Raw genomic sequence first — 22,254 nt, 5'->3', positions numbered from 1 at the left:
TCTATTACCATGCACTGGCTATAAAAGCATTTTGAATCCATTCTGGTTGATGGTCTAACTGCTCATTTCTTGAATTTGACTTACTCATCGTGTTGTAAGCAATGACATCAAAGCGGCATTCATAATGAGCATACTCAGGATACTGCTGCAAAAAGGACTGCGCTGTCTTAATAACTTTACGCTGTTTGCTTGCTGTCACGCTGAGTGCTGCATCGCCATAATTCGAGAACTTGCGCTGGCGAACTTCAACAAATACTAATGTTGACCATGCTGAACCTGTCTCAATCATGACCAGATCCAGCTCACCTACTTTTGGCTGTTGCCAATTTTGCGCGACTAACCTTAACCCTTGCGCTTGTAAATACTCACACGCCTGCTGCTCAAACCGACTACCTTGACGCTGTTTTGGTGAGGTTAAGATTAAAGGCTTATGGTTCGGCATAAGGTTGATTGGTCTGATTAACATTTAAGAATTATCATAGCACAACATGCTAAACTAGCCACTTCTGCGCGTTCTACTCTCACAATCTATCGATTGCCTCATTCATTATTTGACTGAAAAACCATAGATAACGACTGTACATACTAGCGCACTATTATTTTTTAACGTCTTTTTAACGACCCGAGGTTTTCATGTCTACCCCTACTGCGATGCCAGCTTGTCTCTATATCGTTGCCACGCCGATTGGCAATATGTCCGACATGACAACGCATGCAATTGATGTCTTAAAGCAGGTCGCCATTATTGCCTGCGAAGACACCCGCACCTCAGGTAAACTACTGTCACATTTTGGCATCGATACCAAAGGCAGCAAAGGTGACGAGACAAAAGACTCAGAGAATCGTTCTGCCAAAAGTAGTATCGAAAATGATGATACGACGACAAAGCAAAAAGGTCACAATAAGCTATGGGCTTATCACGAGCATAATAGCGCCATTCAAACGCCCAAAATTATCGAAATGATTGAGCAAGGTCATTCAGTTGCCTTGATTAGTGATGCAGGTACGCCTCTAGTCAGCGATCCAGGTTATCAACTGGTGCAAGCCGCGCATGAAGCTGGCGTGACCGTATCACCTATCGTTGGGGCTTCTGCTGCCATTGGCGCATTGTCAGTAGCAGGGTTACCCTCTGATCGATTTAGTTTTATTGGGTTCTTGCCAGCCAAAACACATGGTCGTCAAAAACAGCTGAGCGATCTAATCGCGCGTACCGAAACTTTAATCTTTTATGAAGCACCGCATCGCATCGTGGCTAGTCTAGAAGACATGGCAACGATATTTGGTGCAGACCGTGCAGTGACTTTTTGCCGTGAATTGACCAAGACGTTTGAAACGGTACATAAGAGTACCCTTGGCGAATTGGTTGAGTTTGTCAAAGCAGATGATAATCAGCAACGTGGTGAGATAGTCGTGGTGGTCGCTGGCGTCGGTGTGGCAAAAGATACTGACGACATCAGTACGCATGATAAATTGCTACAGCGTTTGTTGGAGGATTTGTCAGTCAAAAAAGCAGCCGCACTGGCCTCTGACATCACTGGTGTAAAGAAAAATGCACTTTATCAGCGTCTACTAGAGTTGCAAGCAGACTAGTTTTTAATAATAAAAAGATAACCATTTATAAATGAATTGAGGAGAGACAAGCAATGTACGATGTAATGGCAATAGGTAATGCGTTGGTTGATCACGAGTATGTGCTGTCAGATGCGGCACTAGAAGAGACCGAGCTGACCAAAGGTAATATGACGCTGGCAGAGTTTGAAGAGCAGCAGCAACTACTGGCTTATTTTAAACTGGCTGAGATTGAGCCATCAAAACAAGCAGGCGGTGGATCTGCAGCCAATACTATGTTTACCTTTGCAAGCTTAGGCGGTAAGCCTTTTTATGCTTGCCGCGTTGGTGATGATGATCAAGGGGCGTTTTATCTCAGAGACTTGCACGAAGCAGGTGTCGCGACTTCAGACAAATCTATTCATGCAGGCGGCGTGACCGGCTCATGTGTGGTTGCCGTTACCGAAGATGGCGAGCGTACCATGCAGACCTATCTTGGCACCTCAAGTGAGATTGCCGCTGACAATGTTGATTTTGACGCATTGACACAAGCAGATTGGCTATATATAGAAGGCTATCTGGCGATGTCTGAGAGCATCCAACCAGCGATGACTCAATTACGTCAACAAGCCGGTATCCATAATGCAAAAATCGCAGTGAGCTTTGCTGACCCTGCGGTAGTAAAATTTGCCAAAGATGGTTTGCTTAATATGCTCGGCAACAAAGTCGCAGTGATATTCTGTAATAGCGAAGAAGCTAGACTGTTTACAGATAAAAAACAAGTCAAAGCAGCAGCGCGTGCCCTGCTTGAATATTGCCAAATTGCCGTCGTCACTGATGGTGCTAACGGTGCAGTAATCGCCCATCAGTCTAATAACGAGGCAGAAGTTGAAGTGCATGACGTTGCAACGCCAGCAGTGGCCAACGTCATCGATACCAACGGTGCAGGCGATAACTATGCTGGTGCTTTCTTATATGCATTATCGCAGCAGTATAGTCTGCCCGAATGCGGTCGTCTTGCCAGCGAAATATCAGCACAAGTTATTCAACAGTTTGGACCGCGTCTTGCCTCGCAGGATTATCGAGATATCGCGCAGCGTGTACTGTCTGCTTAATTGTTAAACACATCTGTTGGACGCAAAACAAAAAGCCCATATCAAATCGATATGAGCTTTTTTTATATCATTCAGACTTGCTTAAACAGTTTGCTCAATTTAATAAGCGCTCTTTATTAGGCAGAAGCTAATGCTTGGGCGAGATCGGCTTTGATATCTTCGATATGTTCGATACCAATCGACAGTCGTACCATATCTGTACTAACGCCTGCATTTTCTAGCTCTTGCTCATTTAACTGACGATGGGTGGTCGTCGCTGGATGACAGGCCAATGATTTCGCATCACCGATGTTTACCAAACGAGTTATCAGTTGCAGCGCATCGATAAAGCGCGCTCCTGCTTCCAGTCCACCTTTAACACCAAAGGTCAAAATAGCAGAAGGCGTGCCTTTCATGTATTTTTTGGCAAGCTCGTGCTCAGGATGGTCAGACAGACCCGCATATTTAACCCAAGCAACTTTATCATGGTCACGCAGATATTCTGCAACGGCTTGTGCATTTTGCACGTGACGCTCCATACGCAGACTTAACGTTTCCATACCTTGCAAGATACCAAAGGCATTTAGCGGGCTGAGTGCTGCGCCAGTATTACGTAGTGGCGCAACGCGGGCACGGGCGATAAAAGCTGGCGCGCCTACATCTTTGACGAAATTCACCCCGTGATAGCTATGATCTGGTGTGTTCAACAGTGGGAAACGCTCAGGATAATCGCCCCAAGCAAACTTGCCACTATCGACAATCGCACCACCAATTGATGTACCCGTTCCACTCATATACTTGGTCAATGAGTGAATCACGATATCTGCACCGAACTCAAACGGACGGCATATTGCAGGCGTCGCCACGGTATTATCAATCACGACAGGTACACCATATTCGTGAGCGACATCACTAAGCGCTTGAATATCGACGATATTACCTAGCGGGTTACCGATACTCTCTGCAAACACCATTTTGGTCTTGTCATCGATTAGATCACGAATGGCTTCAGGGTTTTTATAATCGAAGAAGCGCACTTCGATACCTTGACGCGGTAAAGCATGGGCAAACAAATTGTAAGTACCGCCATATAGCGTTGATACAGCGACGATATTGTCGCCTGCTTCACAAATGGTCTGAATCGCATAAGTGATGGCGGCCATACCAGAAGCTACGGCAAGCGCACCGATACCGCCTTCTAACGCAGCCACACGCTCCTCTAGCACCGCGTTGGTCGGATTCATGATACGAGTATAGATGTTGCCTGCGACCTTTAAATCAAACAGATCTGCACCATGCTGAGTATTGTCGAACGCATATGAACTGGTATGATAAATAGGCACGGCGACTGCTTTAGTCGTTGGCTCTACACTATAGCCGGCATGAATCGCTAAGGTCTCAAGACGTTGAGGGGTTTCTGGTTGTTGGGCTGTCTGCTGGTCTGCTGATCCGTCACTCATAGTACATTCCTTTATTTTGATAAAAGATGATTTGTTGACGACGTATCGCTCAAAAGTCATCTTAAAAAACTGTCTGCTAAATCATAGCAATAAAAAAAGCTGAGTTCATCATAACTCAGCCTCTTTATTAAAAGAATAGCAAAATATTCATCTCTTCATGACAAATATTCATAAGCAGCAAAACAAATAGGCAAATCTATACTAGAGATATGACCACCTTTATAGCAGCCAATTGCTTTTAACTATTTTTTATTTTATTTATAGTAAGCATTCTCTGTACGAGTATGGTCAGTCTCGTCAACCACTTGGGTCAATTCTGGAATTTGCTGTTTTAGCTGCACTTCAACGCCTTGACGTAGAGTCATATCAACCGCTGAACACCCTTGGCAACCACCGCCGAATTTCAATACAGCGGTTAGACCAATGCCTTCTTCATCAATCAGCTCAAGTAACTGTACGTCACCGCCATGTGCTGCCAAGCCAGGGTTAATCTCTGACTGCAATACATAGTTGATGCGCTCTTCGACACTGGCATCAGCGCCTACTTTAGGTACTTTAGAGTTTGGTGCGCGGAAAGTCAGCTGACCACCGAAACGGTCTTTATTATAATCAATAACCGCGTCTTCTAGATAAGGTACTGACGCCGCCTCGATAAAGGCAGAGAAGTTTTCATACGTAAAACGCAAATCAGCGCTATCTTCTTCGCCCGGCTGGTTATAAGCCATGCAGCACTCCGCACGCGGCGTACCAGGATGCTCAACGAAGATACGCACACCGATACCATCGGTATCTTGCTTAGATAACAAATCTGCCAAGTAGCCTTGAGCTGACTCAGTGATAGTGATGTTACTTTTCGCTTCGACTTGCTCGGTATCTAGGGCTGATTCATAGCCAGCAGTTTGGTCTAGTTGGTTATCAGCTTGGTTTTGCTCACTCATAATGTTTCCTATGCGTTATGACACAAACGCTATATCTATTATGGCTACTGTGTCGTGAATTTGGATTTTTAAAATATTTACTATTTATGTAAGACATGCAGACTGGCAATGATTAGTATTTATTATTGTATGACATTGGTCGACATGAGTATAAAGTTTAATCCGTCTATAGCAGTCATTATACCTGAATCACACATCAATTCCGACCACGCTACTGTGAATTGAATAGCGACCATTGTAAATGGTTGTCATTGGTTTTTTTAATGATGCTAACAGGTGGCAAAGTAACTCAATATGTAAACCATGACGGATAAACACGCTGAATGATTGTGTAGGCTGCCAAGTTATTCTCTATATAAAGACAGCGGTACCATTTATCAAGCGCACTCTGAGTTTTCGATATGACATACCGTTCACATCTAGTCCGAGCAAGTCATCTGGTTTTGACGTAGTATTGATAATTTGAATGATTTTATGCATTAGCGTTATGAGCATGGTAGCTTTTAATTGTCTTGTATAAATATCGACTTGTATAAAGATTATGTGTTTTTTGGATAGGATCATTTTATGATGACACGGACGTTGCACCTAGTAAGTACCAAGGACGATGAGAAAATTACCGTTTGGAAAGTAGTCGATAATCCAGACAAAGATACGATAGCCAACACATCAGAAAACAGCCTACCTAACATCACACCGCAAAACATATTTTTGACGCATGGTACGTTTTCTGACAAGCAAACTTGCCTCAAAATCGCCGAATATTTTGCGGGGCTTGGTCATCATTGCTACATCATGGAATGGCGCGGACATGGTGATAGCTCGCTACCGAAAGAAAAATTCAACTTTGAGACTGTCGCCACTTACGACTATGAAGCGACTTTTCGCTATTTCTTTGAAGAATTAAAACTCGATAACCTGCACTGCGTTACTCATAGTGGTGGCGGTGTTGGCTTGACCATGTTTCTCGTCCAAAACCCAAGCTATATCGATAAGGTCAATAGCATCAGTATGTTTGCCTGCCAAGCTTTTGGCGCGGCGCAAGACTCGACCAGCTACGCAAAAATCCTTACGGCCAAGATACTTACTCGACTGGTCGGCTTTATACCCGCTAAGCAGTTCAAGGTAGGCCCTTTTAACGAAAGCTACTATACGATGACCCAGTGGTACGATTGGAATTTGCGTAAAAACTTTAGAAGTAGTTTTTTGAAAAAGGCTCATTTTGATAAAGGCAGGACGAATACAGACAAAGTGAACGAAGACATTAATCAGCAGAAAAGTACTGACGATGACTTTATCGACTATCGACAGCATATGCCACAGATTACCATTCCTGTTTATTCTATTAGCGCAAAAGGCGATACCTTCATCTCCCCTACTTGCGGCTGTCGTTTGTTTTTTGATGGCTTTAACAATTCAACCAATGTCTTTCGAGAGTACTCGCTTAGTAATGGCGATTTAGATGACTATACACACAGTCGCATTATGATTAGCCGCAATGCTGCTACAGAGATTTGGCCAACGGTGACGGCATGGATAGAGAAGCATGCCCGTTAAAGCATATGTATCGATTGGACGGTTTCGATAATGACACACCCCTAAACATCTTTATACTTGTCAGAAAGTCATGGGCTGTGTCAGTATTAGCGTCATTAATTTTTAATCAATAAAAATAAGTCGTAGGAAGTTGGCGTCTATGAGTGAATTATCAGAGCAACAGTCAGATAAGCAGAACCTAGATCAGAAAAGCAGTAAACACTACCGTTATCTAGTCTTTATCGGTCGCTTTCAGCCGTTTCATGCTGGGCACAAAGCCGTCATCGATGAGGCATTAAAACGCTCAGACGAAGTGATTATGCTCATTGGCTCAGCCAACTTGCCACGTAGCTTACGCAATCCGTTTAGCGTCGCTGAGCGTGCCGCAATGATTAAAGGTGCCTACTTTGAAGAAGAAGCCGCACGCATTCACTGTGTTGGCTTAGATGATGCACTCTACAATGACACCCGCTGGCTACAGTATGTGCAGGCAGGCGTAAAATCTGTCACTGGCGACTTGCAGACGGATATTGGCTTGATTGGTCATTCAAAAGACAGCTCATCTTACTATCTGTCACTGTTCCCCAACTGGGACTCTGTGTCAGTACCCAATTATCATAACTTATCAGCCACGCCGATTCGCGACAGCTATCTGATGGGTGCCACGCCAACACCTGAGCGTACGCCAGAGTCGACGCGTAACGTCCTCGATGCATTCAAACAAACTGACGATTATCATCAGCTGCATGAAGAAGCAGACTTTATTGATAAATATAAAAGACAATGGGAATCAGCCCCATACCCACCTACTTTTATGACTGCCGATGCATTGATTGTACAGTCGGGGCACATCCTACTGGTTGAGCGCCGCAGTATGCCAGGACGTGGACTGTGGGCGCTACCTGGTGGATTTTTGAATCCAAAAGAGACATTGTTCGATGCTTGTATCCGTGAGCTGCGTGAAGAAACTCGCCTCAAAGTGCCTGAGCCAGTACTGCGCGGCTCTTGCCATAGCCAACATACCTTTGACGACCCATATCGCTCAGCGCGTGGTCGCACCATTACTCAAGCGTTTTATTTTCAACTCAAAAACGATCCGAAAGGGTTGCCAAAAGTAAAAGGCGGCGATGATGCGACCAAGGCATTTTGGCTACCCTTGGCAGAGCTTGATGCAAAAATGATGTTTGAAGATCACTACGCGATTATTACTAAAATGGTTGGCTTGTAATTCGCTGCTAATCGTTTTTCTAGTAGCTTTCTTTAGTAGTCTTTCTTAGTATCTTTTTCTAGTAGCGACTTGAGCAAATTATTATCAATAACAGCTATCCCTAAATATCGTATTAATAATTTGATACCAATGCCGATAGACGGCAATCAACCGCCCCCACTGTTCTTTTATTAAGACAGCTGCGGCATTTCAAAGCAGAGGAGTTCTGTGATGTATACCAGTAATCTAAACAACTTAATCTTAAATAGCGACAGCTATAAGACCTCACATTGGGTGCAATACCCAAGCGGTAGTGAGTATCTGTCAAGCTACATTGAAGCCCGTAAAGGCGACTACGATGTGGTGTTCTTTGGTCTACAAGCCTTTATCAAAGAATATCTAAGTACGCCTATCACTCATCAAGATATTGATGAAGCCGAAAAGGTCATTCAAGCGCATGGCCTAACCTTCAATCGTGCTGGTTGGGAGCATTTGATTGAAAAACACGACGGCTATTTGCCACTGCGTATCCAAGCCGTACCCGAAGGCAGCATCGTGCCTGTGTCCAATGTAGTCTGCCAAGTGATCAACACCGATCCTGAGTTTTACTGGCTACCCAGCTATATTGAAACAGCGCTATTGCGTGCGATTTGGTACCCATCCACGGTCGCTAGTGTCTCTCACTATTGCAAAGACATTATCCGTCAAGCGTTAGAGAAATCAGCGGACAATACAGAGTCCCTGCCTTTTCGCTTGCATGACTTTGGCGCGCGCGGGGCATCGAGCCAAGAAACGGTTGCACTGGGTAGTTTAGCGCATTTGGTCAACTTTGCTGGTACTGACTCGATGACAGCGCTTATTGCTGCTAGTCGCTGGTATCAGATGAGCGATGATATGCCTGCATTCTCTATTCCAGCGGCCGAGCACAGTACGATGACAGCTTGGGGACGTGATGGCGAGACTGCTGCTTTTCACAATATGATTAAGCAGTTTGGCGGTAAGGATAAAGCCTTTTCGGTCGTCTCAGATAGTTATGATTTATGGAATGCTATAGACAATATCTGGGGTGACGCCTTAAAAGACGAAGTCAAAAATATGGGCGGCACCTTGGTCATTCGTCCAGATAGTGGCGAGCCTACCAAAGTCGTCCGTGAAGCGTTAGAGCGCTTGGCAGTGAAGTTTGGCACTACGGTAAATAGCAAGGGCTATAAAGTGCTGCCCGACTACGTACGCATCATCCAAGGTGATGGCATCAGTTCGCAAAGCTTAAGTAAAATTATTGATGTGGTCATCAAAGCGGGCTTTAGCATAGAAAACGTGACGTTTGGTATGGGCGGTGGTCTATTGCAGCAAGTCAACCGCGACACCATGAGTTGGGCGATGAAATCTAGCGCTATTTCTATCGATGGCGCATGGAAGGATATTTACAAAGATCCCGTCACCAGTCGCTCAAAACGCTCGAAAAAAGGACGATTGGCACTGGTAAAAGACGACAGTGGCCAGCTAACAACCATAAAAGAAAATGAGATAAGCGACCCAACTGACAATCTATTACGTGATGTCTACGTCGATGGTAAATTGTTAATTGAAGATAGTCTCACGACTATTAGGGAACGTGCAGGATGGTAGACACTAGTAAGCTGACATCAGTCGCAAGAAACGTCTTACTTGCCCCTGTCTACCTCTATCAAGGTCGCAAAATCAAGCGTGATACGGTTCGCTTGCCTGAACCACATGGCAAAAGGCACGGCGTAATTGACCTACTTCAAGCGAATGATGAAGCATCAAAGCAAGACGCTAAGACATTTAACCTCATGGTCGTCGGCGATTCGGCAGCAGCAGGCGTGGGTAGCCAAACGCAGCAGGAAGCGTTGGTCGGTAAGCTCATTCCGATACTTGAGCAAAATAAAGCTATCCAAGCAAAATTTGCTCGACTCAATTGGTCGTTGCAAGCGACAACAGGACATACCAGCTTTGATATTCTACGTAGGTTATATATCTTGCCCGCTCCTGAGCAGCCTATCGATGTGATGTTGCTAAGCGTAGGGGTCAATGATACGACGTCCAATGTCTCTGTGCATAAATGGCAACAGCAAATTGAAGACATTATCAATATTGCACAGCGTAAATTTGGCGTACGAGAATTGGTTTTTTTAAGTTTGCCGCCGATGGCGCAAATGCCTGCAATCCCTGCACCGCTCAATAACTTTGTGGGTGCAAAAGCATCGGTACTTGATGGGATATTGCAGCAGGTCTGTGCGGCTCATGCTGGTGTCACCTATATGGCAACCGACTTTACGCGGATGCTAGAAGAGCATGCAAATGGCTCGGCTATCGATATCAATGTGATGTTTGCCAGTGATGGATTTCATCCTAGCAGTCTGATGTACGGCTATTGGGCGCAGCAAATCGTAGAAACCCTTATTCAGTTACTGGATTCTATTCAGATATTGGACTCATCTACTACTGAATTTGAGCGCTAAATAGACTGTTAGCTTTATTTTTAGATCATAAAAAATTAAACCAAAAAAAACCGCTGAATAATCAGCGGTTTTTTTATTGCTTAGCGAAATATATTTACACCATAAGTGCAAATTATTCAGCAGCCTCTGCAGCTTTCTTGCTACGGCCACCAAATGCGCCAAAGCGTTTGTTGAAGCTTGCAACACGACCTTCAGTAGAAGTTTTACGTTGCTCACCAGTATAGAATGGATGCGACGCACTTGAGATATCAAGTGGGTAGTATGGGTATTCTTTACCTTCGTATTCACGAGTCGCTTTAGTCTTAGCAGTTGAGCGAGTCAAAAAGAACACGTCAGCGTTAGTGTCGTGGAATAAAACTTCTTGGTAATTAGGATGGATATCTTTACGCATAATATACTCTCTAGGTCCGATGTATGTACGACGTCTAAATACAGCATCATCGATGATGTATCAAACAAATAATGACATACGTAACTGAGGCACTAAGGACATTACAAGTATGGCAACTGCGTCACTGGCTTATTCCAGCACCCAACACCACCCTTCTGTTCGCTTAGCCTTTCCCCAGCGGGAAAATTAAACCGCGATTTTAACGGTTTTTGATGCAAGACGCAAGGAGCAGTTGTGATAGAGATGTGTGATAAGTTGTCACTGAAAGCTCGAGAGTGTTGAGATAGGCGATTGATTTTAGTACAGTAATAAAGTTAGTTAAATTAATCAATGATATCTACTATTGTAGATAATCTAACCAAATACAACCTTAGCTCTTAATTATACATAGTATGCTTAAAGGGTACAGCTACGCGATACAAACTCACTTTTACCATAACTCTGACCAACTAATTTACTTCTCAATCACTCGTAACTTAACTGAATTAAATAAGGACCATTTAATGATAAATACTAAAATAAGCACGGCCACCAAAGCACTATTTATTGGCTCAGCATTAGCAGTTACTACCATGGCAAGCGCCGCCCTACCGACTCAATGGCAGCTAGATGACTCCCATACTCGTGTTGGATTTTCTGTCAGTCACTTGGGGTTTTCAACCACCATGGGCCACTTCAATGATGTCAAAGGTATGGTGAATTATGATATGAAAGCACCAAATCAAACTAGCATGAACTTTACCATTGCGACCGATAGTATCGATACCAATTGGGATGCCCGTGACAAGCATTTAAAGACAGATGAGTTTTTTAATGTTGCAAAGTATCCAAACATGACTTTCAAATCTACTCAGGTCAAATTCATCAATCCACAACAGGCTAAAGTAACGGGTGACTTTACTTTACTTGGTCAAACCAAACCACTAACCCTAGATGTCACGTTAAACAAAATCGCTAATAGCCCTCTTACCAAAGAGCCAGTCGTTGGTTTCCGCGCTACTGGTACACTTGATCGCGCCGCTTATGGTATGACCGCTTATGCTGACGGTATCACTACCAACGTCCCTATCCAAATCGATGGCGAGCTAGTAGAAAAAAAATAACAGTAAGCTTATAGCTCTCTAACAGCCTCCAACAAAAACGAGAAAAGCAGCCTACCCTCATCTATAGAGGCAGGCTGCTTTTTTATTTCCTATAGATTCTTCTATGCTCTAACCATATATTCATTATTTTACATAAAAGGTTTTTATGTACTTGAAGGCTTCATACTTTGTTGTTATATTCATATATACGGATTTACGAATATATAACGCAACACTGAGGGAGCAGCAACGTGGATACAGTACAAGTTGATTACATAGCGATAGATGCTGAGTGGGATAAGAAGGTATCAAATCATCATTTTGATATATACCACTTATCTGGTTGGATTGCGGCCTCAGCTGTCATCGACAAGGGCAAGCCTCAAGGCATCATCGCTCACTATAAGAACAAGGAAGTATTGTTACCTATTATAGTTAGAGACATTGACTCAGAGCACTGGGATGCTACTTCCACTTATGGCTACGGTGGCCCGTTAATGGACAAAAACCTCACTGATGCCGAGTTAGACCTCGTACTAGATGAGATAAGAGCCTTTCTTTGCGAGAGAGGCTGCGTGTCTTTGTTTATGCGGTTGCACCCGATTATTAATAAAGAATGGATACCCACAGTTGGCAAAGCACTGACTCACGGGCTGACTCTGATGTCTGATTTGAGTAAGTCAGAAGAAGAGCATTGGAGCGAGACACAAAATCGACATCGCCGCGGTATCAAAAAAGCCATAAAAATGGATGTCGTGACAAAAATAGAATTCTTGACTAGGCAAAACGCGATGGTGTTCTCAGACATTTATAAAGAGACGATGCGACACGTCAATGCCAGTGATTACTACTTCTTTGATGATGATTATTTCTTTAATTTGCTTGAGAACCTTCAAGAAAAAATACTGTTGATAACCGCCTATCAAGACGATAAACCAATCGGGTCCTCTATATATACGCTCTGCCAAGAGTCTGGCATTATGCAGTTCCACCTTGGCGGCACGCTGAACGCCTATACGCATCTGCAGCCTTCTAAACTTATCACTCATGTCGCTCGCAATTGGGGACGAGAGAACCGTTATGAAGTGCTACATCTTGGTGGCGGCGTTGGCTCCAATTTAGATTCTTTATATGAGTATAAAAAAGGCTTTAGCTCACAAGAGTTACTATTCAAGACTTATAGACTCATTGTCAACGCAGCGAAATACACAGAATTAGTAGCTGATATCTGGTTCATGGAAAGTGATCTGCTCTCAGACTTTTTTCCTTTATATAGAAAAGAGCCTAGCAAAGAAGAAGTGTTATAGACCATTCAGGTTGAGCCTTTAGCAAATGTGACATAGTACAGATTGCATCTAATACTAGAGAATATATGAACGCTACTGTTGATACAGTAAAGAGTAACCCCAAGCAAATAAAAAGCAGCCTACCCTCATCTATAGAGGCAGGCTGCTTTTTTGACTTAACATTTTCGATTCAGTTTATATCTAACGCCTACTATTTACTTGGGATAACGTGCCAAATGCCAAGTTTATCATCACCGCCTTTGTCACCAACTTTTGTGTCATTAGCATAGAAGTATAAAGGCTTACCGTTCATTGCCCACTGATATTTGCCATCTTCACGCTTGAATGCAGCGAACTGACCTGAAGCTTTAGCATCACTAGGCGCTTTGAAAATTGGCCACACAACTTGGCAAGCTGCACCGCAATCTGACTTATTCATAGAGTCTTTATCAAACGTATATAGCGTCATATGGTTAGTAGCATCTACCAGCACCCCATTCTTGCTAGTGACTGGCGCTGTGTTATTGCTCGTTGCCTGTACTTCATGCGTACCTGACATATCGTTACCGACTACGTTTTTTAAAGTAGTACAGCCAGTTAGTGCCAATACACCTGTTAGTGCCGATAACATCATTATATTTTTCATCATAACTTCCTTGTAATTTTAGTCGTATTTTTTATAGCGATGAGCTTGTGGTTGTTTACTTTGTCGACTGTCCCTGTTGTTAATTTCAATATTTGTACTTTTGAACAGTCATCAAAACAGAACCTACGCTTTTTGTTAAGCAAAATAAATATAGCATATGGTTTTATATTATCTTGATAATCAATATACACGCCTACAAAAGTGGTCGAATTTTACAAAACAATAAAACGAGCTTATTTTCGATTTCACAAGTTTGCCACTTCTCTCGTTTACTCTACTTTTAGACAGGCTCGTTTGTCTGAAAAACTTCACACATATAGCGACTCGTTGACAAAACTCATGCATCTTCTTACGTATTTCCCATCATATTGTCTGTAGTTCTTCGTAAAATAAACCTATAGAGATGAAGAACGGCTAAACAATAGAAAAGATGACTATTGAAGTTCAGATTTGTGTGTTGAACTTAATTACCTTTGCACGCATATCAAGAAATATAGAACATTTGATACATATACCGAGCACGGCCTAATACAGATGCTATTAAGGATACAACGACGACAATGACTCAGTCTTTTGATAAAAACTACGCTCAATCCTTTAATCGTGATACTCATTCTGGGGTGTTATCTTATAGGGCAAAAAACACTCAACCTAAAAAGCGCGTTGGCATTTTGGGCGGCGGTACTGCGGGATCGACGATTGCGATTCGACTTGCTGCGTTAGGATTAGAGACCTACTTATTTGAGAAGAAAAAATCTCTCATTGATGGTCCACCTATGTGTCATTTGCATGCAGGTGGTAACTTGTACCGTGAAATACCGGACGAAGATTGCGTAGCGCTGCTCAAGCAATGTATCGATATTTTGCGTTTGTATCCGCACACTATTGACGTCCGTCCTACGGTGTTTGCCGTACCGACACGTGACGAAGGACTGCCTGAAGATTTACTACCGCGTTTAGATATTTTGACCGATGCTTATCAAGAATTGATCGAGCAAGATGCTAATAATAAGGTATTGGGTGAGCCTGAAGACTATTATCAGCTTTATAGCCATGAGCAACTGATTGAGTTGTCTGAACGTGAGCAAGTCGCTGTACCAAGTACAGTTGATGAATGGATGATTCCAGTCGCTAGATACTTAGATTTGAACAAAGTTAAATTTCCGTTAATTGTTGTTCAAGAATATGGCTGGAACATTTTTCGTTTAGCCGCTTCTGCCAAGCTTGCGCTCGAAGAGTACGACAATGCGCACGTGTTTACCGAAACTGCTGTACAAAAAGTCGTGCCGGTAGATTGTGAAAACTGTACCAACGCTGACCATCATGTCACCAAATGGCGTATCGACTATCAACAAATCCATAGTCAAGAACATGACTCTCAGCCTGAGTCTATCGAAGTTGATTATCTAGTCAATGCTTGCGGATTCCGTACGGGTGTTATTGATGATATGGTCGGTGTGGAAGTTACGCGTATGGTTGAGTTTAAATCGTCTTATGTGATCCATTGGGGCGATGCTGGTGGACAGATACCAGAGATTATCGTCTACGGTCAACGAGGCACGCCAGAAGGCATGGCGCAGCTTACGCCCTACCCTGGCGGATACTTTCAGATTCATGGTATGAGTAAAGCCATTACTCTGTTTGATGATGGTCTTGTCGCATCAAGTGAAGACAGTGCGCAGCCAAAACTGCCACAGCAATATGTGCACTATATTGAAGATGGTTGGGATAAAGCGCCCCTGCAAGCACGTAGCCAACAAGCGATTGAATATGTGGCTGAGTTTGTACCGACATTTAACAGCGCACGTACTGTTGGTAACGCGCTATACGGTGGGCAGCAGATTCCTGGACAGGATGATACGCTACGAGTCGCTGACGTGAGCTTGTACTCTAATATACGCTATGCCCGTGCAGAAAACGTCAAAGCATCTTCGACCTTGATTGCCGCTGATCAAATAGTTAATGAGCTGACAGATCTAGGTTTGATAGAGAACGATACACCTCTGAATCGTAGTCGCTATGATCATGAGTGGTCGTACCTTGTCCATAACGATAGTCTGGCTGTCGATGAGGTTGCACGTGTGCTCGCTGAGCAGCGTGGATTCCCAATCGCTATGGCTCATGTCAATCATAGTATTCGTGAAGTAGCATTGGACGATCTCACGCCTGCTGATGCCTAATAGACATGATTCGCTGATAGGTTGTTAATACATATAATAAAGGAGCAGATAACCGAGATTTGGTTGTCTGCTCCTTTTTTGCAATAGCTTTTAATATTCAAGTATTTGCTGTGTACTAATAGCTATAATGGCTTAACTATTACTACCAGCCATTTTCTCCGTATCCACAGCATCATCTATGGTCACTACTGTCTGTAGCATATCGATCGCTTCGCTGATGGTATTGCACACCACTAGACGATCTAAATCTTCCTGCTTCATAAAGCCTTGCTCAGTGGTATATTTCAAATGCTCAATCATACGGTCATAAAAACCATTGATATTTAGAATAATCATTGGTTTTTCGTGTTGGTACAATTGACGCCACGTGGCGATTTCCATAATCTCTTCTAATGTTCCTAGCCCGCCTGGTAGCGTGATAAAGGCATCGGCATACTCCGCCATGACGGTCTTACGCGTGTGCATAGTGTCAGTCAAATGCAAGCGAGTCAGCTGCTCATGAGCGATTTCGTGCTTGAGCATAAAGGTTGGAATCACGCCCACTGCTTGCGCGCCGCCATTGATTACTTCATCCGCAACTGCGCCCATCAGACCGATACTGGCGCCACCATATACTAGCCCCATGCCATTATTTGCTAAGGCACTGCCAAGCTCGCGCGCCGCCTGTTCATACACATCACCATTGCCCAAGCGTGAACCGCAATACACAGCCACGAGCGGCATTGATAGGGCAGACTTGTCGACTGCTTTTTCAATATTGGTAATGTCTTTGCTTGTGATTACATCATAAGTGTCATCGTTAATTTTCATTTGCATATAGCTTCCTTAATTACCTGTCAGTTTTTATTGAGTGCTTGTTATTAGTGAAGGCTGCATACCGACACCTATCATTTATATTGTCATGCACATGATTCATAAGACAAACTCAACCAAGCTATATAAAACTTGGAAGTCATATTTGAGCAACTGTCTTGCCAGCATTTATCTTAACATAAGCAATGCTACCACATAGTCACAACGATTTATCACTACGCAACGACTACACTTTTAAGATGCGCATTTATTGTTCATCATAGTTCGATATTCATTATCTACTAATAAAAATACTAAGGTATCCCCATGGATAATCACAACGTCTCTCCTACTGCCGAGCTATCAAGCTCTGTGCTTAATGGCACTCTCACTAATAAAAGTAATATGAATGACGCGAGCAATATTGATACTTACTCATTAAGCATCATGACCGATCGCAACCAAGCATTGGCAGCCACTGTCTATCGCCCTAAAGATGCGACAAAAAAAGCAATCATGATGGCACCTGCCACAGGTATTAAGCGTCACTTTTATCATAATTTTGCGACCTACCTAGCAGAAAGCGGCTTTGGAGTGCTGACCTTTGATAATGAAGGAATCGGTGAGTCACTATCGACCGAACTGGCAAAATGTAGCGCTTCCTTAATCAGTTGGGGTCGCCACGACATGCCAGCTGTACTTGATGCCTTACAAGATGAGTTTCCTGATGCGACTTATCATCTCATCGGTCATAGCGCAGGTGGTCAGCTCATCGGCTTGATGCCCAACTATCAGGCGATTAGCTCAGTGTTCAATGTCGCTTGCTCGTCAGGGCGTATCAAAAATATGGGCATGCCATATAAGCTCAGAGCCATGGGTTTTATGGATGCGTTTATTCCATTCACTAATTTAACATTGGGCTATACACCGTCAGACAAAATAGGTATGGGTGAGCCACTGCCACGCGGTGTGGCTCGTCAATGGCGTGAATGGTGCAATGGTGCGGGCTATATCAAAACCGCATTTGGCAAAAGCATACACACGCATTTCTACGATGAGCTCAGCATGCCAGCACTATGGCTTGGCTTTAGCGATGATGATATCGCCAACAGTGAAAACATGGACGATATGATAAGGGTATTTACAAAAATGCCTGTCGAAAAGCAATTCTTAGACCCTGAGGATTTTGGACTAAATCATATCGGTCATATGCGCTATTTTAGCAGTAAGACCAATATAAAAGCGCCGCAGCTATGGCAAATGGCGGTGACATGGTTGCACGACCAACCATAATCTTATCGTCACGTAGCCTCTTATATATTAGCTACGTAATAACTTAGATTACTTTTTCGCGTTTTCTGCTTCATCCAGTTGTAAGCGTTTAGTCAGTGCCGAATACAGCGAAGGCTGCATGTTATGAATATTGCCTATCATCCATTTAACATAGCTGATGGGCACGTCTTTAATCGGCTTGCCTTTATGCTTACCAAACGGCATTTTGCTCACAGGAGTCGCTTTATTAGAGATAGCATGTGCCGCTGCAAAATCTGTCGGCGCAATCTCTAGACGCTCGCAGCATGCTTGATACAGCAGATAGCACATTCGAGCATCGCCAAGCGCGTCATGAGCGGCAATTGTCATTGCACTCGCCTCACCTTTGCCCAATAACTGCTCGATACACTGAGACTGCCCGTAAGCGCGCCATTCTGGAAAAGCTGCCCGCGCAAGTCTCACCGTACAAATCAGCTTAGCAGAAGGACTGCCAATCACTCGCCAATCAAAACGTACGTTATGACCAATCAAGTACTCTGGTAACTCAAACTGCTCCAACTCAAATCGCTCAAGTCCAGCCACGTCATCATCGGTAATACCGTGCACCTTTATGACAATAGGTGAAATAGATCGACCACTATTAAAGTATTTCATCCACTCAAAACCAGTTGCTACATTGATAGTTGCAACTTGGATAGGTCTGGGATCACTGCCCTGATCTGTTTCGGTATCGATAACCAGTGCTGTTTCGCGCGTGGCAGAAATATCAGCAGACTTAAAAGCATCATTCATAAAGTATTAACCATCAGTAGCAACTGTCTATGCTCAGCAGAAATGTTAAGTAGATAAAACTATATTTGCTGTCTATATCCTTAACCATAAGAATATCTATGGGGGTAAAAACGATAGATAACAATGCGATACATACGTTATCAGACGAAGCTTTTATAATAAAATCTCAAATGACATCAAATATATATGAGACATCAATGCTAGCAGATGGAAACAACCAGCCTCTCAGACCTTCTTTTTTCAGTCGTTTACTAAGCCTATTGATTAAGGCTACCGTATTGCTAGCACTATTATTTGTCTTCGATAAGCTACTACCTAGTATTAGCCAACAAACGCAGTCATTTGTGGTTGCCAAATGGCAGCAATTGAGTCTATTGCAACAAGAGCTACCAACAGAAAACAGCTTGCCCAGTCCACTACCAGAACGAAACCTGACAGACACTTGGGGCGCGGCACGTAGTCAAGGCCGCTCCCATGAAGGCATCGATATCTTTGCGCCGCGTAATACTCCCGTGCAGTCGACCACACAAGGCGTGGTAAGCAAGGTTGGTGAAAACACATTGGGTGGGCGCGTAGTCGTAGTGGTAGGGCCTGGTGGCGCAGGACATTACTACGCTCATCTAGAGGACTATGCTGACATCTCTCCCAATGACTGGGTCAATCAGGGCGACGTGATAGGTTATGTGGGTGATAGCGGTAATGCAAAAGGGACACCGACACATGTACATTATGGTATCTATATTGATGGCAGTGCGGTCAACCCTTATCCGCTTTTGCAAAAGGATTAACGAATATAGAAAAGTATGTCGTTATCCTAATTTGAAATAGCACTGAGCTGATATTAGTTAAAAAACGGAAGCCGAAAAACTGTCGTTAATACAGACCCTCAATCATATTAATTGGCTGTGACGGATCTGACGTAGTTTGAGGGGAATACCACACTAAATGTCGACCCTTCCCCTTCTACTGAATCGATTTGCAATTGTGCTTCGTGCTGGTGTAATACGTGCTTTACAATCGCTAGTCCCAATCCCGTACCACCTGTCGCACGGCTACGACCTTTGTCGATACGATAGAAACGTTCTGTCAAACGGGCGATATGCTCTGACGCAATACCGATCCCATCATCTTCGACAGCGAAACGGCAGCCATCAGACGTCCTTGTCCAACTGATAGTGATATTGCCACCCTTTGGCGTATATTTGATCGCATTGATTACCAAATTAGATAGCGCACTATTCAAGTACATCTCTGACCCGTATAGCCCATCATACGTATCTATATGCAAATGAATGATGTGTTTGTATGCTTGGTTGTAGGCCTGTGCATCGTCGTAGATATTGGTTAGTAGCTTAGTCATATCTATGTAATGCAGCTCATGTGACTCTTCGATTTCAATCTTAGACAATAGCAGCAAGTCGTTCACGATTCTGTTCATACGGGCAGTTTGCTGCGTCATCAGCTCAAAACCGCGACGCCATTGCGGCGGCATATCTGGCTGATCAGAGAAATTCTCTAGATAGCCCATCATTACCGTCAATGGTGTTCTAAGCTCATGCGAGACATTCGCCACAAAATCCTGACGCATTTGCTCTAAGTGCCGCAGGCGGGTCACGTCATATACAAACAGCAATTTTTCATCACCGAAAGGGGTCAGTTCGCACTTCAAGTAGCGACTAGGATCTCGCCATGATTCTATATGGACGCCATCGTTGGGTATCGTTGTACCTTCATAGTACTGGCGGAACTCAGGTACAGTAATAAAGTCAAAAATATTTTGACCTTTGTCCTCTGGCTGTAGCAGCAATAAGTCTTGTGCTGCCTGATTCCACCACTCTAAACCGTCAGTATTATTGAGCAAAATCACTGCATCACGCAGGGCTCGTAGTGCACTGCCGATTTTTTTGAGTTGCTCCGCTGTACTTTGAGTAGATATTTGCTCTAGTAGAGCTGATTGCTCACTTTGTGCTGGCGCTATCTTGTCCATTTCTTATCCTTACCACTATCCGCTGCCTCAATATTGCTGCGGCATTATTTGTACAAGATTAACTTGGCTCAATCAGGCTAGAAAATCGGTAGCCTGTTCCACGTACCGTCTGTATCAATGTATCACAGTCATAAGGTCGCAGTAATTTACGTAGACGTTTGATATGCACATCGATGGTTCGGTCTTCGATATATACATTGCCGCCCCATACCTGATCAAGCAGCTGCGTTCGTGTATAGGCGCGCTCAGGATGGCTCATAAAAAATGCCAATAGACGGTACTCTGTGGGCCCAACATCAACGATTTTACCTGCAGCTGTCACGCGCTGACTCTTGGTATCTAAACTTAACTGTCCAATTTCGATAGGTTTGTCGCTGCTCATCGCGCTACTGCGGCGTAGTACGGCTTTGATTCTAGAAATCAGTTCACGAGTCGAAAAAGGCTTGGTCATATAATCATCTGCACCTGCATCAAGACCATGCACCTTACTGTCTTCTTCACTTTTTGCTGTTAGCATAATGACTGGTATTTCAGAGAGCAGCTCATCGTTTTTGAGCATACGACAAAAATCCACACCGCTCTTGTCACCCGGCAACATCCAGTCTAACAGTATCAGTGACGGTCTATGATCGACCACTTGCTGATGCGCCTCTGACACATCTGCCGCTTGCAAGCTATCAAACCCAGCCATCTCTAGCGTCATGACAACCATTTCACGAATCGCAGGCTCATCTTCAACAATCAAAATTTGTTCATTATACATAGGACATTCTCGGTGTTAGAGGACAAAATCTAGCATGTAAAAAGGCAATATATACTCACCAGTCTCTACCTATTAAACGGATTAATTATGACAGCTTGATGACACTCTAAAATCAGATTTCTAGTAAAAAATTGAGCGGCCCATCATTGACGCTCGACACTTGCATATCAGCACCAAACTGACCAGTTGCCATATTTGGATGCTTAGTTTTGGCATAACCGACCAACTGTTCAAATAATGCTTGCGCCGCAGCAGGTGCCATCGCACCACCAAAGTCTGGTCGGCGACCTTTGTCTGTTTTTGCCATTAAGGTGAATTGTGAAACTAAAAGCAATCCACCAGCAACCTGTTGGACATTTTTATCCAGTTTACCAAATTTGGCAGGATCATCGTCATTTTCAAAAATGCGATAGGTCAGTATTTTGTCAATCATACGCTGGGCAGCGGCAAAATCGTCTTCGTGCCCTAAGCCAATATATGCCAATACCCCATGCCCAATCTCGCCAATACATTGCTGATCGACGACCACACTAGCCTGCTTCACCCGTTGTATGAGTGCTTTCATTTACTAATTCCTTAACAGATTATGGCCATACAATAATATGCTGTCCATGATAAAATACCGTCATTAACTTAACTATTATTAGGGCGTGTTTGATATTCACAAATAGGTACTGCGGATCGCTAAAACTGTTCCAGACAAGGCGTAAAACGACGATAATGCTCATGCCTTATCTAGATTTACAACGTAGTATGGCGCAATTTTAGCCACTGTCAGTGCCATGGTCGAATCTCCA

At 43.6% G+C, this 22,254-nt stretch carries 21 protein-coding genes; 11 read left to right on the top strand and 10 right to left on the bottom strand.

Annotation, left to right across the window (positions count from 1 at the left end):
* Positions 1-4: 4 nt before the first annotated feature.
* Positions 5-466, bottom strand: a complete 462-nt coding sequence (locus ACQKCP_RS12620) for a YraN family protein (protein ID WP_427612558.1) — start codon at positions 464-466, stop codon at positions 5-7.
* Positions 467-633: 167 nt separating this feature from the next.
* Between ACQKCP_RS12620 and rsmI the strand changes: the two genes are divergently transcribed.
* A complete protein-coding gene (gene rsmI / locus ACQKCP_RS12615) occupies positions 634-1,590 on the top strand; it encodes a 16S rRNA (cytidine(1402)-2'-O)-methyltransferase (protein ID WP_427612557.1) in 957 nt (318 codons plus the stop codon).
* 53 nt (positions 1,591-1,643) lie between these two features.
* Positions 1,644-2,663 carry an adenosine kinase gene (locus tag ACQKCP_RS12610; protein WP_427612556.1) on the top strand — a complete coding sequence of 340 codons (1,020 nt, stop codon included), beginning with the start codon at positions 1,644-1,646 and terminating at the stop codon, positions 2,661-2,663.
* A gap of 116 nt (positions 2,664-2,779) precedes the next feature.
* Here the strand turns inward: ACQKCP_RS12610 and ACQKCP_RS12605 are convergent, their stop codons facing one another.
* On the bottom strand, positions 2,780-4,102 hold the full coding sequence (locus ACQKCP_RS12605) for an O-acetylhomoserine aminocarboxypropyltransferase/cysteine synthase family protein (protein WP_427612555.1): 1,323 nt from the start codon (positions 4,100-4,102) through the stop codon (positions 2,780-2,782).
* Between the two features lie 254 nt (positions 4,103-4,356).
* On the bottom strand, positions 4,357-5,040 hold the full coding sequence (gene nfuA / locus ACQKCP_RS12600) for a Fe-S biogenesis protein NfuA (protein ID WP_057761762.1): 684 nt from the start codon (positions 5,038-5,040) through the stop codon (positions 4,357-4,359).
* 567 nt (positions 5,041-5,607) lie between these two features.
* Between nfuA and ACQKCP_RS12595 the strand changes: the two genes are divergently transcribed.
* The 4 genes from ACQKCP_RS12595 (at position 5,608) to ACQKCP_RS12580 (ending at position 10,266) form a co-directional block, all read left to right on the top strand.
* Positions 5,608-6,597: an alpha/beta fold hydrolase gene (locus tag ACQKCP_RS12595; RefSeq protein WP_427612554.1), complete on the top strand. Its 990-nt coding sequence runs from the start codon at positions 5,608-5,610 to the stop codon at positions 6,595-6,597.
* Between the two features lie 139 nt (positions 6,598-6,736).
* Positions 6,737-7,804 carry a bifunctional nicotinamide-nucleotide adenylyltransferase/Nudix hydroxylase gene (locus ACQKCP_RS12590; protein WP_427612553.1) on the top strand — a complete coding sequence of 356 codons (1,068 nt, stop codon included), beginning with the start codon at positions 6,737-6,739 and terminating at the stop codon, positions 7,802-7,804.
* A gap of 210 nt (positions 7,805-8,014) precedes the next feature.
* Positions 8,015-9,412: a nicotinate phosphoribosyltransferase gene (locus ACQKCP_RS12585; RefSeq protein ID WP_427612552.1), complete on the top strand. Its 1,398-nt coding sequence runs from the start codon at positions 8,015-8,017 to the stop codon at positions 9,410-9,412.
* Complete coding sequence (locus ACQKCP_RS12580) at positions 9,406-10,266, top strand: SGNH/GDSL hydrolase family protein (RefSeq protein WP_427612550.1); 861 nt, start codon at positions 9,406-9,408, stop codon at positions 10,264-10,266. Before ACQKCP_RS12585 ends, ACQKCP_RS12580 begins: the two co-directional genes overlap by 7 nt.
* A gap of 112 nt (positions 10,267-10,378) precedes the next feature.
* Here the strand turns inward: ACQKCP_RS12580 and ACQKCP_RS12575 are convergent, their stop codons facing one another.
* Complete coding sequence (locus ACQKCP_RS12575; RefSeq protein WP_427612549.1) at positions 10,379-10,657, bottom strand: type B 50S ribosomal protein L31; 279 nt, start codon at positions 10,655-10,657, stop codon at positions 10,379-10,381.
* 503 nt (positions 10,658-11,160) lie between these two features.
* On the opposite strand from ACQKCP_RS12575, the gene ACQKCP_RS12570 reads away from it, so the two are divergent.
* On the top strand, positions 11,161-11,760 hold the full coding sequence (locus tag ACQKCP_RS12570; protein WP_427612548.1) for a YceI family protein: 600 nt from the start codon (positions 11,161-11,163) through the stop codon (positions 11,758-11,760).
* Positions 11,761-11,990: 230 nt separating this feature from the next.
* Positions 11,991-13,046 carry a GNAT family N-acetyltransferase gene (locus ACQKCP_RS12565; RefSeq protein WP_427612547.1) on the top strand — a complete coding sequence of 352 codons (1,056 nt, stop codon included), beginning with the start codon at positions 11,991-11,993 and terminating at the stop codon, positions 13,044-13,046.
* Between the two features lie 190 nt (positions 13,047-13,236).
* Here the strand turns inward: ACQKCP_RS12565 and ACQKCP_RS12560 are convergent, their stop codons facing one another.
* Positions 13,237-13,671 carry a COG4315 family predicted lipoprotein gene (locus ACQKCP_RS12560; protein WP_427612546.1) on the bottom strand — a complete coding sequence of 145 codons (435 nt, stop codon included), beginning with the start codon at positions 13,669-13,671 and terminating at the stop codon, positions 13,237-13,239.
* A gap of 560 nt (positions 13,672-14,231) precedes the next feature.
* On the opposite strand from ACQKCP_RS12560, the gene ACQKCP_RS12555 reads away from it, so the two are divergent.
* The gene (locus ACQKCP_RS12555) at positions 14,232-15,851 is read left to right on the top strand and encodes an FAD-dependent oxidoreductase (RefSeq protein WP_427612545.1); all 1,620 of its coding nucleotides are present in this window, start codon (positions 14,232-14,234) and stop codon (positions 15,849-15,851) included.
* Positions 15,852-15,983: 132 nt separating this feature from the next.
* Here ACQKCP_RS12555 and ACQKCP_RS12550 read toward each other — a convergent pair whose 3' ends face one another.
* The gene (locus ACQKCP_RS12550; RefSeq protein WP_057761780.1) at positions 15,984-16,667 is read right to left on the bottom strand and encodes a TIGR00730 family Rossman fold protein; all 684 of its coding nucleotides are present in this window, start codon (positions 16,665-16,667) and stop codon (positions 15,984-15,986) included.
* Between the two features lie 381 nt (positions 16,668-17,048).
* On the opposite strand from ACQKCP_RS12550, the gene ACQKCP_RS12545 reads away from it, so the two are divergent.
* The gene (locus ACQKCP_RS12545; RefSeq protein WP_427612568.1) at positions 17,049-17,936 is read left to right on the top strand and encodes an alpha/beta hydrolase family protein; all 888 of its coding nucleotides are present in this window, start codon (positions 17,049-17,051) and stop codon (positions 17,934-17,936) included.
* Positions 17,937-17,984: 48 nt separating this feature from the next.
* Here the strand turns inward: ACQKCP_RS12545 and ACQKCP_RS12540 are convergent, their stop codons facing one another.
* Positions 17,985-18,707: a putative quorum-sensing-regulated virulence factor gene (locus tag ACQKCP_RS12540; protein WP_427612544.1), complete on the bottom strand. Its 723-nt coding sequence runs from the start codon at positions 18,705-18,707 to the stop codon at positions 17,985-17,987.
* Positions 18,708-18,904: 197 nt separating this feature from the next.
* Between ACQKCP_RS12540 and ACQKCP_RS12535 the strand changes: the two genes are divergently transcribed.
* Positions 18,905-19,495, top strand: a complete 591-nt coding sequence (locus tag ACQKCP_RS12535; RefSeq protein ID WP_427612543.1) for a M23 family metallopeptidase — start codon at positions 18,905-18,907, stop codon at positions 19,493-19,495.
* Positions 19,496-19,602: 107 nt separating this feature from the next.
* Here the strand turns inward: ACQKCP_RS12535 and phoR are convergent, their stop codons facing one another.
* From phoR to dtd, 3 genes are all read right to left on the bottom strand, one after another.
* Positions 19,603-20,694, bottom strand: a complete 1,092-nt coding sequence (phoR, locus tag ACQKCP_RS12530; RefSeq protein ID WP_191114286.1) for a phosphate regulon sensor histidine kinase PhoR — start codon at positions 20,692-20,694, stop codon at positions 19,603-19,605.
* Positions 20,695-20,752: 58 nt separating this feature from the next.
* Entirely contained in the window at positions 20,753-21,457 is a 705-nt protein-coding gene (gene phoB, locus ACQKCP_RS12525) for a phosphate regulon transcriptional regulator PhoB (protein ID WP_057761786.1), read from the bottom strand.
* Positions 21,458-21,569: 112 nt separating this feature from the next.
* Entirely contained in the window at positions 21,570-22,022 is a 453-nt protein-coding gene (gene dtd, locus ACQKCP_RS12520; protein ID WP_427612542.1) for a D-aminoacyl-tRNA deacylase, read from the bottom strand.
* Positions 22,023-22,254 lie beyond the last annotated feature (232 nt).

Origin of the sequence: Psychrobacter sp. NPDC078631 (genome assembly GCF_050268165.1) — a bacterium.
Taxonomy (GTDB): Bacteria; Pseudomonadota; Gammaproteobacteria; order Pseudomonadales; family Moraxellaceae; genus Psychrobacter.
The sequence above is the reverse complement of the archived record's forward strand: the minus strand, read 5'-3'. Positions and strand labels throughout refer to the sequence as shown.